Raw genomic sequence first — 12,879 nt, forward strand, 5'->3', positions numbered from 1 at the left:
AGAACCACGCCGGAGCGTGGTCATGCAGAAGTTTTGCCAGTAAAAATCAGGGCGTCAAAATCGTTGGCTTTGATTCTGGCAGTAAATCGGGGTAATCCAGTGTGAAATGCAGACCTCGGCTCTCTTTTCTTTCCAGCGCACAACGCACGATTAATTCAGCGACTTGCACCAGATTTCGTAATTCCAGCAGATTGTTAGAAATCTTGAAATTGGAATAATAATCGTGAATCTCCTGTTGCAGCATATTAATACGGCGCAGTGCTCGTTCCAGGCGTTTGGTTGTACGCACAATGCCGACGTAATCCCACATAAATAGACGTAATTCGTGCCAGTTGTGCTGTATGACGACCTGTTCATCTGAATTGTCAACACGGCTCTCATCCCAGAAAGGGAGTTGCGGCACTTCTTCTATTTTTTCGATCTGTTGTTGGATATCCTCTGCAGCAGACCAGCCATACACCAGACACTCCAGCAGAGAATTAGATGCCATACGGTTTGCACCGTGCAGACCCGTATAGCTGACTTCACCGATAGCATATAAGTTGTTGAGATCAGTATGTCCCTGATGATCGACAACAATACCACCGCAGGTGTAATGTGCGGCAGGAACGATTGGAATCGGCTCTTTTGTTAGATCAAAGCCCAGTGTCAGCAATTTTTCATAAATCATTGGAAAATGCTGGATAATGAAATCCGCTGGCTTATGGCTGATATCCAGAAACATGCAGTCAGCACCAAGGCGTTTCATTTCATGGTCAATTGCTCGTGCTACGATGTCGCGAGGAGCTAGTTCAGCGCGTTCATCAAAATCGGGCATAAAGCGGCTGCCGTCTGGTCGTTTCAGATATGCGCCTTCACCTCGCAGGGCTTCTGTCAGCAGGAAAGTACGCGCCTGTGGATGGAACAGGCAGGTCGGGTGAAACTGGTTAAATTCCAGATTGGCGATACGGCAGCCTGCGCGCCATGCCATTGCAATACCATCACCGGATGAGATATCGGGATTTGTCGTATATTGATAGACTTTAGCTGCACCGCCTGTTGCCAGTACAACAACCTTAGCGCGATAAGTTTCCACCTGTTCTTGCTGACGGTTCCAGATATAAGCGCCGACGACTCGGTTATCACCGTCTAACCGGGCTTTATTTGACGTAATTAAATCCACTGCGTTGCAGCGCTCTTTCACTGTGATATTTGGATGAGACATCGCTTTATCAACCAGTGTCGTTTCTACTTCTTTGCCGGTTGTATCAGCATGATGCAGAATACGACGATGGCTATGACCGCCTTCACGGGTCAGATGATATTGTTTTTCTCCATCTTCGCTGGTTTCTGTATCAAACATAACACCTTGATCAACCAACCACTGTACGCAATGACGGGCATTACTGGTGATAAACTCAACAGCACTTTTATCGCAAAGCCCTGCTCCGGCGATAAGGGTATCTTCAACATGAGATGCGATACTGTCCGTTTTATCAAATACAGCGGCGATACCACCCTGTGCGTAATAGGTTGCACCTTCACTAAGAATACTCTTGCTTAGCACAGTGACTTTATGTTGTGAGGCCAGCCGTAAAGCCAGAGACAGGCCGGCGACACCGCTGCCAATAATAAGTACATCGCTGTAATGTTGAGAGAATAATGATTGCATAATTGATGATGTATGAATGAAGATGGGTAAAAATCATGTTAGCCTATCAGATATGATCAAAGCTATGATTGCAACAAAATGATGACAAAAATTGAACTTCGCAGAATTTTATTACTCAAAGCCATGCTTGCTCAGGAATAGGACAGCATGGTTGGTTCAGTAAATATCAATGTGGAGCTTTGCTTCGGGAGATTTAACCTCGAATGAGCGAGCAGTTAACGGATCAAATGCTGGTTGAACGAGTGCAGAAAGGTGATCAAAAGGCATTTAACCTACTGGTAATCAGATATCAGCATAAAGTGGCGAGTCTTTTATCCCGCTATATTCCGCAGGGTGATGTTCCTGACGTTGCTCAGGAGGCATTTATTAAAGCCTATCGTGCATTGGCTTCGTTTCGTGGCGATAGTGCTTTTTATACTTGGTTGTATCGTATTGCAGTAAACACTGCGAAGAATTATTTGGTTTCTCAAGGGCGCCGTCCGCCGTCCAGTGATTTGGATGCCAGTGACGCAGAAAATTATGAAACTTCAAATGCACTAAAAGAAATTTCGAACCCTGAGAATTTAATGTTGTCAGAAGAATTAAGGCAGGTGGTTTTCCGAGCTATTGAATCTCTTCCCGAGGATTTGCGAATAGCAATAACGCTGAGGGAATTAGATGGGTTAAGCTATGAAGAAATAGCTACCATTATGGATTGTCCGGTTGGTACGGTTCGTTCCCGCATCTTCCGTGCAAGGGAAGCCATTGATGATAAAATTCAACCACTGATTTAAAATTAAAAATAGTGGAACAATACTGAAGGGTACTTTGGCATGCAAAGAGAAAAACTTTCCGCATTGATGGATGGCGAAACTCTTGATAGTGAAGTCGTTAGTATTTTGTCTAAAGATTCTGTAATGCAGAAACGCTGGGAAAATTACCACTTGATCCGTGATACATTGCGCGGTGATGTGACGGAAGTATTGCATCTGGATATTGCTAGTCGGGTTGCATTGGCACTTGAAAAAGAGCCGGTTCATTTCACCCCAGGGGCTATACCTGAATCTCAGCCTCAACCAGAGAGCTGGCAAAAAATGCCGTTCTGGCAAAAGCTTCGTCCTTGGGTGAGTCAAATGGTTCAAGTGAGTGTTGCAGCCTGTGTTTCGCTGGCAGTATTGGTTGGTGTACAGCAGTACAACAGCCATAGTGCTGAGGATCTTGAATATCAATCTGATACGCCCGCATTTAACACTTTGCCAATGATGGGTTCGGCTTCTCCGGTGAGTTTGGGAGTGCCTTCTGGTGATGATATATTTGGCAATGATCCGCGCATTCAAATGCAGGAGCGTAATAAACGTATTAACATCATGCTGCAACAATATGAACTCGATCGCCGTGTGCATTTTAGGCAAAATGATGAACGGGGAATTTCACCACAGGTTGCTATTCCGGTTCCGGGAACGCAATCTTTAGGAACACAATAGCAGTAATGAAACATATTTGGTTCTCTGTTTGTTTGCTGGCGGGCGGCCTGCTTGCTCCTTTACAAGCCTCGGCACGGCTCAGCAGTGCTGAGGTTTTGTTGCGGGAGATGGGTAATGCCACTCGGTCACTAACTTACGAGCTTGCTTTTATTAATCTCAACCAGCAGGCTATTGTCTCAGTTCGTTATCGCCACGCTATTATCAATGGTATTCCAATTGCCCAGATTATGCAGATGGATGGTTCTCGTAGGGAAGTTGTCCAGCGTGGTAATGAGATCAGTTATTTTGAACCTGGATTGGATGCTTTTAGTCTTAGTGGTAATCATATTATTGATTATTTACCGACCGTCATTTTTGCTGACTTCAATCAGTTGAAAAAATATTACAATTTCATTGACGTTGGTCGTACCCATATCGGTGATAGGCCTTGTAGGGTTGTACGCATCACCTCCAAAGATGAAGTGCGTTATAATTATATTTTACTGATCGACGAAGAAACTCATTTACCATTACGTATTGACTTACTTGATCGTGATAGTGAGGCGCTTGAACAATTTAGGGTTGTTTCTTCTACCATCGATGGGGATATCAATGATGCAATGAGTGTGATTACTCGCTTAAATATGCCACCAATGCTGGTCATTCCACCATTGGAGAAGGTCGTATTTAATTGGAAGGTGGGTAAATTGCCGGCTGGTTTCGTTGAGGTTTCGCGTAACCGTCGTAAATTGTCAAATAGTGGCGCACTTGAATCTATTATGTTCAGTGATGGTTTATTTAGCTTTTCTGTGAATGTGACTAATGCTGATAAAACCGGTAAGTTGGAATATCCTCTCCGTCGTGGGCCCCGAACGATTTATAGTGCAATACGTGGTGCGAATGAGGTGACAATTATTGGTGAATTACCATTGGCAACTGCCAAGCGTATTGCCGCTGGTGTCGCATTTATAGGAGCTGACTGATGGTTAAAGAGTGGGCAACAGTAATTCACTGGCAACAGGGGCGGGCATTATTACGTTATGGTTCCTCTTCTGGTTGTGGCAGTTGTCAGGCGCGAGCAACGTGTGGTTCTTATTTACTCAATAAATTAGGGTCTGATGGCATACATCAGCTTGAACTTGAGATTTTACAACCGTTGCAACCGGGGCAAAAAGTGGAAGTTGGAATCCCTGAAGGGAGCTTGCTGCGTTCAGCGTTGTTGGTTTATCTGACACCGCTTATTGGGTTATTCCTTGGTGGTGCACTTTTTCAGTTATGGGTGACCAATCAATTGTGGGTGTTTTGTGGCGGTGTTTTAGGAGGCGCGTTAGGATTCTTCTTTGCCCGCAGAATCGCTACTTACTGGGATAATCGGCAGGAATATCAACCTGTCGTTTTGCAAATCGGCTTGCCTCCTGATGCCATTCACATTCAGCATCGGGAATAAATCTATACCCTATGGATTTCAAGATGCATCGCGACGGCAAGGGAGTGAATCCCCGGGAGCATAGCGAACTATGTGACTGGGGTGAGCGAGTGCAGCCAACAAAGAGGCAACTTGAAAGATAGCGGGTATATACCCTATGGATTTCAAGATGCGTCGCGACGGCAAGGGAGCGAATCCCCGGGAGCATAGCGAACTATGTGACCGGGGTGAGCGAGTGCAGCCAACAAAGAGGCAACTTGAAAGATAACGGGTATATTTTAGTTATCCAAAACGTTGAATGATTCATACCTTAAAGCTGTAGGCATGACTAGGTTTTCGTAGATTTGGCATGTAGAATACAGCCTTTCAGGCCGGTGGCCGACCTAATAAACCGTCGCTTTATGTCCCTCTGTGTGTCCATATAGGCGAATGATTCAGAAATATCAAGGCAGAAAAATATTTATAATGAAGCAAATACGAAATTTCTCCATTATTGCTCACATTGACCACGGTAAGTCGACGTTATCTGACCGTATTATTCAAATTTGTGGTGGCTTAACAGATCGTGAGATGGCAGAGCAAGTGCTGGATTCCATGGATCTTGAGCGTGAGCGTGGTATCACCATTAAGGCCCAGAGTGTTACCTTGGATTACAAGGCGAATGATGGGCAACTCTATCAATTAAACTTTATCGATACGCCGGGGCACGTTGATTTCTCATATGAAGTTTCCCGTTCACTAGCTGCCTGTGAAGGGGCATTGCTGGTGGTTGATGCTGGACAGGGAGTGGAAGCCCAGACGCTGGCTAACTGTTATACCGCGTTGGATATGAATCTAGAAGTTGTTCCTGTTCTGAATAAAATCGACTTGCCGGCGGCAGAGCCTGAGCGCGTAGCGGAAGAGATCGAAGATATTGTCGGTATTGATGCTACCGATGCCGTGCGCTGTTCGGCCAAAACGGGCGTCGGCGTACAAGACGTCATTGAGCGTTTGGTTAAAGAGATTCCAGCCCCGGAAGGCGATCCTGATGCGCCATTACAGGCTCTTATCATTGACTCATGGTTTGATAATTACCTTGGTGTTGTCTCTCTGGTGCGGATTAAAAACGGTACCTTGCGTAAGGGTGATAAAATCAAGGTGATGAGTACCGGCCAGGTGTATAACGCCGATCGCCTTGGCATTTTCACCCCGAAACGTGTTGATCGTGATGTATTAGATTGTGGCGAAGTGGGCTGGTTGGTTTGTGCAATTAAAGACATTCTTGGCGCACCCGTGGGGGATACCTTGACATTGTCCCGTCAACCTGCGGAAAAACCACTTCCAGGCTTTAAAAAAGTGAAGCCACAGGTTTATGCAGGGCTGTTCCCTATCAGTTCTGATGACTATGAAGCGTTCCGTGACGCATTAGGTAAATTGAGTCTGAATGACGCTTCACTATTTTATGAGCCAGAAAGTTCTTCTGCGTTGGGTTTTGGTTTCCGTTGCGGTTTCCTTGGCCTGTTGCATATGGAGATTATTCAAGAGCGTCTGGAACGTGAATATGATCTCGACCTTATTACAACGGCCCCAACGGTTGTGTATGAAGTGGAGACAACTAGCCGCGAAATTCTCTATGTGGATAGCCCATCTAAACTACCACCGCTGAATAATATTGAAGAGTTACGTGAACCAATTGCTGAGTGCCATATGCTGTTACCTCAGGAATATTTGGGGAACGTCATTACCTTATGTGTTGAGAAGCGCGGGGTGCAAACTAACATGGTTTACCACGGTAAACAGGTTGCACTGACTTACGAAATACCGATGGCGGAAGTGGTTTTGGACTTCTTCGATCGATTGAAATCTACCTCTCGCGGTTATGCTTCACTGGATTATAATTTCACTCGTTTCCAGTCATCTGATATGGTTCGTGTGGATGTATTGATTAATGCTGAACGAGTTGATGCATTGGCGTTGATTACTCACCGTGGCAATGCACAGTACCGTGGCCGGGATCTGGTGGAGAAGATGAAAGAACTTATTCCTCGTCAACAGTTCGATATCGCAATTCAGGCTGCGATTGGTAATCATATTATTGCGCGCTCAACAGTGAAGCAATTGCGTAAAAACGTCTTGGCGAAGTGTTATGGTGGTGACGTCAGCCGTAAGAAAAAGCTATTGCAGAAACAGAAAGAGGGTAAGAAACGTATGAAACAAGTGGGTAACGTTGAGTTACCACAGGAAGCTTTCTTAGCCATTCTTCATGTTGGTAAAGACAATTAATAAGCTTGTAAGGAGTCTAAATGGCTAACACTTTTGCCCTGATCCTAACGTTGGCAACGTTAGTCACCGGCATTATTTGGTGTATCGATCGTTTCAAATGGGCACCAGAGCGCAAGAAAAAACTTGCCAGATTGCAGGAGCTGACTGAAGGTACAATGGATCAGGAGCATCTGGCTGAGACTATTAACAAGCCAACATGGGTGGATACCTGTTCATCTATTTTTCCTGTGTTAGCCGTGGTTCTGATCCTGCGCTCTTTTGTTTATGAGCCTTTTCAGATCCCATCGGGTTCCATGATGCCAACTTTATTGATTGGTGATTTCATTCTGGTAGAGAAATATTCATACGGATTGAAAGATCCCATCACTCAAACAACATTGATTAAGACTGGCGAACCAAAGCGTGGTGATGTTGCTGTATTTAAATACCCGTTGGACCCCAGTTTTGACTACATTAAACGGGTGGTTGGTTTACCGGGCGATAAAATTATTTATGATCCGGCAAAGAAAGAGTTGCGTATTTTTTCTAATTGCAGCAAAACAGGGAATTGTCAGGGAGAATTACCGGTTTCTTACGGTTCACTATTCCCAAGTGAATGGACAATGCAACAGTATGGTGTTGATTCCAAGGGTGAAAGTTTGAGAAAGGTAGGTGTTTTCCAAATTCCTGTTGAAGAAACGTTGCCGCCTTACAGTATGCGGCAGGGTGAACGGATTGAGAATTTGGACGCGGTAACTCACCATATTTTGGAGATTCCCGGTGTACTATCGGTACCTAATTTCCGTCAACCTGGCTTGCCAGAGGGAATGTGGATTGTGCCCGAAGGCCACTATTTTATGATGGGTGATAACCGTGATAATAGCGCTGATAGCCGTGCATGGGGCTTTGTCCCTGAAAAGAATTTGGTCGGTCGCGCTACCGCCATCTGGATGAGTTTTGAAAAACAGGAAGGAGAATGGCCTACCGGAGTTCGCTTCAGCCGTATTGGTGGAATTAATTAATATTTTTATATTAGCGAAGCATTAATTTTACTCGCGGTGTAGAATGTCCTTTCAAACTTAATAACTGGCTCCTATAAGGAGCCAGTGCAAACGCAACAGTTTTGTCAGGGTTCCTGTTACAGGTCTGTTGCGTGTGCGTTTTTATTTGACGAATTCTGACCGATATTGGTAGCACATGAATCCCATCGTAATTAACAGATTGCAGCGTAAGCTGGGGTACACTTTTGATCAGCATGATTTGCTGATACAAGCGTTAACTCATCGTAGTGCCAGCAGTAAACATAACGAACGGCTGGAATTTCTTGGTGACTCAATCCTGAGTTTTGTTATTGCCAATGCGTTGTATCATCGCTTTCCTCGTGTTGATGAGGGGGATATGAGCCGCATGCGTGCCACATTGGTGCGTGGTAATACGCTGGCTGAATTGGCAAGGGAATTTGAATTAGGTGAATGCCTTCGTTTGGGGCCGGGGGAACTGAAAAGTGGCGGTTACCGCCGTGAATCAATACTGGCCGATACGGTTGAAGCGCTGATTGGTGCTATTTTCCTTGATAGCGATATCCAGACTATTGAAAGAATTATTCTGAGATGGTACGAAACCCGTCTGAATGAAATCAGCCCTGGCGACAAACAGAAAGATCCGAAAACTCGTTTACAGGAATATTTGCAAGGGCATCATCTGCCTCTGCCATCATATCTGGTTGTTATGGTTCGTGGTGAAGCTCACGATCAAGAATTTACTATTCACTGTCAAGTGAGCGGTATTGAACAGCCGGTTAAAGGAACAGGCTCCAGCCGTCGCAAAGCGGAACAAGCAGCGGCTGAGCAAGCATTAAAACAATTGGAGCTTGAATGAGCGAACAAGAAACCTATTGCGGATTCGTTGCAATAGTTGGACGGCCTAATGTGGGGAAATCCACGCTGCTAAATCAGCTTTTAGGTCAGAAAATATCTATCACTTCTCGTAAACCGCAGACGACCCGTCACCGTATTATGGGTATCCATACTGAAGGTGCTTATCAGATTATTTATGTGGATACGCCGGGATTGCATATTGAAGAAAAACGGGCGATTAACCGGTTGATGAACCGGGCAGCCAGTAGTTCTATCGGTGATGTGGAGTTGGTTATTTTTGTTGTCGAAGGGACTCATTGGACCCCGGATGACGAGATGGTACTGAACAAACTGCGTAATCTGCGTTGTCCGGTTTTGCTGGCTATCAATAAAGTGGATAACGTGACCGATAAAACCAGCTTATTGCCACATATTGGTTTTCTCAGTAAGCAGATGAGTTTTCTTGATGTTGTTCCAATGAGCGCTGAAAAAGGCATGAATGTTGATACGATTGCCAAAATTGTGCGCGGATATATACCGAAAGCGACTCACCATTTTCCGGAAGATTACATTACTGACCGTTCTCAGCGGTTTATGGCTTCTGAAATTATTCGAGAAAAGCTTATGCGTTTTCTTGGTGATGAATTGCCATATTCTGTCACGGTTGAAATTGAGCAGTTCGTGGCGAATGAGCGCGGTGGTTACAATATCCATGGTTTGATTCTGGTTGAGCGTGAAGGTCAGAAGAAAATGGTCATTGGTAATAAAGGTAGTAAAATCAAGACTATTGGCATTGAAGCCCGTCAGGATATGGAAAGGCTGTTTGATGTAAAAATCCACTTAGAACTGTGGGTTAAAGTTAAAGCGGGTTGGGCTGATGATGAGCGAGCATTACGTAGCTTGGGTTACGTCGATGATTTGAAATAAGGCATCCCCTGTGGACGGTTGGCAACGTGTTTTTGTTCTTCATGGGCGTCCTTACAGTGAAACTAGTCTGTTACTGGATCTGTTTACTGAAAATGAAGGGCGGATTAGCGTGTTGGCAAAAGGTGCGCGTAGCCGTCGTTCCAATTTGAAAGGCTGCTTGCAGCCCTTTACCCCATTGCTGGTTCGTTGGAGTGGGCGGGGGGCAATTAAAACGCTGCGTGATGCAGATCCTATCTCTCTGGCCCTTCCTCTTACCGGCAACGTATTGTACAGCGGTTTATATATCAATGAATTGTTGTCAAGAGTGCTTGAACAGGGAACGGCTTACCCCGCTTTATTCTTTGATTATCTCCAATGTTTGCAGGTTCTTGCTGCCAGTGAATATACACCGGAACATGCATTACGTCGGTTTGAACTGGCGTTGCTGGCAAATCTTGGTTATGGCGTTGATTATCTGCATTGTGCGGGCAGTGGTGAGCCGGTGGATGACACGATGACTTACCGTTATAGAGAAGAAAAAGGATTTATCGCTAGCTTGGTTGTTGATCATTACAGTTTTACCGGGCGCGAATTAAAATCACTGGCAACTCGTGAATTCCCTGATTCTACTATATTAAAGGCAGCAAAGCGTTTCACGCGTATTGCATTAAAACCTTATCTCGGTGGCAAGCCTTTGAAAAGTCGTGAATTATTTCGGCAGTTTGTACGTCAGAAGCCTGAAAAGAAAGAAAACTAATGAATTTGTTTCTCTTCAAGATGGAAAGTGTAAACTTGTCATATTCTAATATGACTACAGGAGATAAATATGGCTGAAGTATTATTAGGCGTTAATATCGATCACATTGCGACAGTGCGCAATGCCCGTGGTACCAATTATCCTGATCCGGTTCAAGCGGCTTTTGTTGCGGAACAGGCGGGAGCCGATGGAATTACCATTCATTTGCGTGAAGATCGCCGTCATATTACCGATCGGGATGTAGAACTGTTGAAAAAAACTATCCAGACTCGGATGAACCTTGAGATGGCCGTGACAGATGAAATGGTGGATATTGCCTGTCGTATTAAACCTGAATTTTGCTGTTTGGTGCCTGAAAAACGGCAGGAAGTGACAACAGAAGGGGGCTTAGATGTTATTGGTCAGAAAGATAAAGTTGCTGCGGCGGTTAAGCGTCTATCTGATGCGGGTATTCTTGTCTCGTTATTTATTGATGCGGAACATCGACAAATTGATGCGGCTAGTGAAGTTGGCGCACCTTTCATTGAAATTCATACTGGTGCTTATGCCGATGCAGAAAGTGAAGTAGAACAGGAAAAAGAGTTCCATCGTATTAAAGCAGCCGCGACTTATGCAGCGAGTAAAGGTCTAACGGTTAATGCGGGTCATGGGCTGACGTATCATAATGTACAACGTATTGCTGCTCTGCCAGAAATTTATGAGTTGAATATTGGTCATGCCATTATTGGACGTGCGGTATTCAGTGGCTTGACCGCTGCGGTGGCGGATATGAAAACCCAAATGCGGAAAGCTCGCCGTTAATGGCTATTATTGGGTTAGGTACAGATATTGTTGAAATTGCCCGTATTGAAGGGGTTGTCGAGCGCTCAGGTGAGCGCTTGGCAAAACGCATTCTCAGTGAATTCGAATGGGAACAATATCAGCAACATGAAAAACCGGTTCGTTTTTTGGCTAAGCGTTTTGCGGTAAAAGAAGCCGCAGCAAAGGCATTAGGAACGGGTATCCGTAATGGGCTAGCATTTAACCAGTTTGAAGTGGTCAATGATGCACTGGGAAAACCGATTTTGCGACTTTATGGTGCGGCCGCAGCGTTGGCTCAGCAATTGGGGGCGACCTCTTTACATGTGACATTGGCTGATGAGCGCCGCTATGCCTGTGCGACCGTTATTCTTGAGCGCTGATTTCAGATTTTATCTGCATGATGTAGTAATACAAATTTATCCCACAGTTGTTCTTCTGTTTCTTGTCGGTTTGGATCGGTGATAATGGTATTATTTATCGGACAGACTGATTGACAAGTTGGTGCATCATAATGGCCGATGCATTCGGTGCAACGGTTGGCATCAATCTCATAAATTTCATCTCCCATCGATATCGCCTGATTGGGACATTCGGGTTCACACATATCACAATTGATACAGCTTTTTTTGATTAATAACGACATTTTAATATATTAACTTATTTTTCACTTTATATTTGTTTTTTCATTCTTTTGAGGAAGAACAGTTCGAATAATAACAAAATATTTATGGCTGTTGTAGTATTAGTAATAATAAAATGATTAAGACCGGGTTCTGCCTAAATCCCGGCCTTTTTGTTAGTTACGATAATGGTGCAATTGGCCAGTCAATTTTTGGGGCTTTATCAAAATAATTATAAAATTTGAGATAGATAACAACTATGAGTGTTGAAAGTTAGTTATCTGATACCCCTACTACGAATATGCGTACAGGAGGAAAGTTTGCACTGCGAGATTGCCAATGTGATACTATTACTAGGTTTTCTTTATTGATTTTTAATATATCCGCTCCTTCACCATAGTTACCTCCACTGATATATCCACCCATACTTGAAAGTATAGCATGAGGTTCATAAGAGTATGCAATTGGATATGTGATAGTAAATTTCCCCTCGTTAGCTAAATTTGGAGCTTTTGCATATACAGATTGGAATAAGAGATATTTTTTCTTTAATCCACTCAAAAATGGAATTTTAAAAGTTATGAAATTATCCCCTTGTGTAAACAGAGGTGTACCTGCTAATAATAAGTCCAATAAACCGAGATTTTTCACAAACTCATTTTTATTAGGAATATCTGCCCCGTTTTTTGCTTTTTCCAATGAGAAATCGGAAATTTTAGTTATAATTTTTTGCTCTAACGCTTTATTTAATTGTGCAGTGAGTTTGGCTATATTACCATCATCCAAAACATCACTGTCAGATTCTGTCGCGATAAAATCAGCTACGACAGAGGATATAGTTGACGACTGACGTAATGCTTTATTTAACACATGACGGGAAATTCTATCATTTTCTGGAAACCCAGTTTTTAAACTTTGCTCTCCTTCATATTTTTCTTGACTTACTACATTAGCGTTATCAACAATAGAAAACGATTTAAAATCATTTTTTGGATTCATATATGTTTCCATAAAATTCAATAGTGAGTTTTATAGATAATATCTTAAATTATCCTGATTACCATCGAATCTCAGCTAGCTTGAGTAAATACTCAGGTATAGGTGCTGCCCGGATACATGAATAAATAAGCTGTTCGAATGTTTTTTTAAGGTTAAAGCGCCAATTGAACCTGAAACAGA

Annotated in this window: 14 protein-coding genes and 1 pseudogene; 11 read left to right on the top strand and 4 right to left on the bottom strand. The window is 43.7% G+C overall.

The annotated features are described in order from the left end of the window. Positions 1-46: 46 nt before the first annotated feature. The gene (gene nadB / locus CKY02_RS05285) at positions 47-1,651 is read right to left on the bottom strand and encodes an L-aspartate oxidase (protein ID WP_112894486.1); all 1,605 of its coding nucleotides are present in this window, start codon (positions 1,649-1,651) and stop codon (positions 47-49) included. A gap of 203 nt (positions 1,652-1,854) precedes the next feature. Here nadB and rpoE point away from each other — a divergent pair, with 203 nt between their 5' ends. The 11 genes from rpoE to acpS all read left to right on the top strand — a co-directional run bounded on the left by rpoE (position 1,855) and on the right by acpS (position 11,460). After that, complete coding sequence (gene rpoE, locus CKY02_RS05290; RefSeq protein WP_112876375.1) at positions 1,855-2,424, top strand: RNA polymerase sigma factor RpoE; 570 nt, start codon at positions 1,855-1,857, stop codon at positions 2,422-2,424. A gap of 39 nt (positions 2,425-2,463) precedes the next feature. Continuing rightward, complete coding sequence (gene rseA / locus CKY02_RS05295; RefSeq protein ID WP_112894487.1) at positions 2,464-3,114, top strand: anti-sigma-E factor RseA; 651 nt, start codon at positions 2,464-2,466, stop codon at positions 3,112-3,114. A 5-nt stretch (positions 3,115-3,119) separates the two neighbouring features. Further along, positions 3,120-4,076, top strand: a complete 957-nt coding sequence (gene rseB / locus CKY02_RS05300; RefSeq protein ID WP_112894488.1) for a sigma-E factor regulatory protein RseB — start codon at positions 3,120-3,122, stop codon at positions 4,074-4,076. After that, a complete protein-coding gene (gene rseC / locus CKY02_RS05305) occupies positions 4,076-4,540 on the top strand; it encodes a SoxR-reducing system protein RseC (RefSeq protein WP_105397991.1) in 465 nt (154 codons plus the stop codon). Before rseB ends, rseC begins: the two co-directional genes overlap by 1 nt. 444 nt (positions 4,541-4,984) lie before the next feature. Beyond that, positions 4,985-6,781 carry a translation elongation factor 4 gene (gene lepA, locus CKY02_RS05310; protein WP_112894501.1) on the top strand — a complete coding sequence of 599 codons (1,797 nt, stop codon included), beginning with the start codon at positions 4,985-4,987 and terminating at the stop codon, positions 6,779-6,781. 20 nt (positions 6,782-6,801) lie between these two features. Beyond that, positions 6,802-7,782, top strand: a complete 981-nt coding sequence (gene lepB / locus CKY02_RS05315; RefSeq protein ID WP_112894489.1) for a signal peptidase I — start codon at positions 6,802-6,804, stop codon at positions 7,780-7,782. A 175-nt stretch (positions 7,783-7,957) separates the two neighbouring features. Next, positions 7,958-8,638, top strand: a complete 681-nt coding sequence (rnc, locus tag CKY02_RS05320) for a ribonuclease III (protein ID WP_112876370.1) — start codon at positions 7,958-7,960, stop codon at positions 8,636-8,638. Further along, complete coding sequence (gene era / locus CKY02_RS05325; protein WP_112876369.1) at positions 8,635-9,543, top strand: GTPase Era; 909 nt, start codon at positions 8,635-8,637, stop codon at positions 9,541-9,543. The genes rnc and era overlap by 4 nt, the downstream gene beginning before the upstream one ends. A 10-nt stretch (positions 9,544-9,553) precedes the next feature. Beyond that, positions 9,554-10,279: a DNA repair protein RecO gene (recO, locus tag CKY02_RS05330; protein WP_112894490.1), complete on the top strand. Its 726-nt coding sequence runs from the start codon at positions 9,554-9,556 to the stop codon at positions 10,277-10,279. Between the two features lie 69 nt (positions 10,280-10,348). Next, the gene (gene pdxJ, locus CKY02_RS05335; RefSeq protein WP_112876367.1) at positions 10,349-11,080 is read left to right on the top strand and encodes a pyridoxine 5'-phosphate synthase; all 732 of its coding nucleotides are present in this window, start codon (positions 10,349-10,351) and stop codon (positions 11,078-11,080) included. Further along, entirely contained in the window at positions 11,080-11,460 is a 381-nt protein-coding gene (gene acpS / locus CKY02_RS05340; protein ID WP_112894491.1) for a holo-ACP synthase, read from the top strand. Before pdxJ ends, acpS begins: the two co-directional genes overlap by 1 nt. 2 nt (positions 11,461-11,462) lie before the next feature. On the opposite strand, the gene CKY02_RS05345 is transcribed toward acpS, so the two are convergent. The 3 genes and pseudogenes from CKY02_RS05345 to CKY02_RS25555 form a co-directional block, all read right to left on the bottom strand. Further along, a complete protein-coding gene (locus CKY02_RS05345; protein ID WP_112894492.1) occupies positions 11,463-11,723 on the bottom strand; it encodes a YfhL family 4Fe-4S dicluster ferredoxin in 261 nt (86 codons plus the stop codon). Positions 11,724-11,973: 250 nt separating this feature from the next. Further along, positions 11,974-12,699, bottom strand: a complete 726-nt coding sequence (locus tag CKY02_RS25550; protein WP_240002004.1) for a hypothetical protein — start codon at positions 12,697-12,699, stop codon at positions 11,974-11,976. A gap of 58 nt (positions 12,700-12,757) precedes the next feature. Further along, positions 12,758-12,879: pseudogene (locus CKY02_RS25555) on the bottom strand (IS1595 family transposase); the annotation flags it as partial.

Origin of the sequence: Photorhabdus bodei (assembly GCF_003287735.1) — a bacterium.
Classification (GTDB): Bacteria; Pseudomonadota; Gammaproteobacteria; order Enterobacterales; family Enterobacteriaceae; genus Photorhabdus; species Photorhabdus kayaii.

Coding starts and splice junctions, on each gene's coding strand:
- nadB (WP_112894486.1), bottom strand. CDS start 1,651: ATGCAATCATTATTCTCTCAACATTACAGCGATGTACTTATTATTGGC.
- rpoE (WP_112876375.1), top strand. CDS start 1,855: ATGAGCGAGCAGTTAACGGATCAAATGCTGGTTGAACGAGTGCAGAAA.
- rseA (WP_112894487.1), top strand. CDS start 2,464: ATGCAAAGAGAAAAACTTTCCGCATTGATGGATGGCGAAACTCTTGAT.
- rseB (WP_112894488.1), top strand. CDS start 3,120: ATGAAACATATTTGGTTCTCTGTTTGTTTGCTGGCGGGCGGCCTGCTT.
- rseC (WP_105397991.1), top strand. CDS start 4,076: ATGGTTAAAGAGTGGGCAACAGTAATTCACTGGCAACAGGGGCGGGCA.
- lepA (WP_112894501.1), top strand. CDS start 4,985: ATGAAGCAAATACGAAATTTCTCCATTATTGCTCACATTGACCACGGT.
- lepB (WP_112894489.1), top strand. CDS start 6,802: ATGGCTAACACTTTTGCCCTGATCCTAACGTTGGCAACGTTAGTCACC.
- rnc (WP_112876370.1), top strand. CDS start 7,958: ATGAATCCCATCGTAATTAACAGATTGCAGCGTAAGCTGGGGTACACT.
- era (WP_112876369.1), top strand. CDS start 8,635: ATGAGCGAACAAGAAACCTATTGCGGATTCGTTGCAATAGTTGGACGG.
- pdxJ (WP_112876367.1), top strand. CDS start 10,349: ATGGCTGAAGTATTATTAGGCGTTAATATCGATCACATTGCGACAGTG.
- acpS (WP_112894491.1), top strand. CDS start 11,080: ATGGCTATTATTGGGTTAGGTACAGATATTGTTGAAATTGCCCGTATT.
- CKY02_RS05345 (WP_112894492.1), bottom strand. CDS start 11,723: ATGTCGTTATTAATCAAAAAAAGCTGTATCAATTGTGATATGTGTGAA.
- CKY02_RS25550 (WP_240002004.1), bottom strand. CDS start 12,699: ATGAATCCAAAAAATGATTTTAAATCGTTTTCTATTGTTGATAACGCT.